Raw genomic sequence first — 565 nt, forward strand, 5'->3', positions numbered from 1 at the left:
ACCCCGACCACGGTGTCCTCGCCCGGCGGCCCGCCACCGACACCACCCCCGAGGTCGTCTACCGGCGCGGCGCGGATGACAACATCCTCGTCGAGTACGGTCCGATGACCCTCGACCTCGCCCTGCGGATGCGGGTGCACGCCCTGGCCGAACACCTCACCGCCCACCGCCCCGCCGGACTGATCGACCTCACCCCCGGCGTCCGTTCCCTGCATCTGCACACCGACCCCGACACACTCCCCCTGCGCACCCTGCTCCGTCTGCTCCAGGAGGCCGAGGACCACCTTCCCACCGCGCACGAACTCACCGTGCCGAGCCGAGAGGTCCACCTCCCCCTGTCATGGGACGACCCGACCGTCGACGAGGCCATATCCCGCTACCTCACCTCGGTGCGCGACGACGCCCCCTGGAACCCGTCCAACATCGAGTTCATCCGCCGTATCAACGGCCTGGACTCGGTGGACGACGTCCGCCGCATCGTCTTCGACGCCCAGTACCTGGTCCTCGGCCTCGGCGGTCCAGGTGCGCGCCGGGTTGTACTTGGTGGTGACCAGACGGCGGGGGT

1 protein-coding gene is annotated in these 565 nt (G+C 70.1%); it reads left to right on the forward strand.

The genetic code is table 11. The annotated features are described in order from the left end of the window. On the forward strand, nt 1-565 hold a 565-nt coding region (locus HLK59_RS50345; RefSeq protein ID WP_171148374.1), incomplete at both ends, for a carboxyltransferase domain-containing protein.

This window comes from Streptomyces sp. S3(2020), from assembly GCF_013044505.1.
GTDB lineage: Bacteria > Actinomycetota > Actinomycetes > Streptomycetales > Streptomycetaceae > Streptomyces.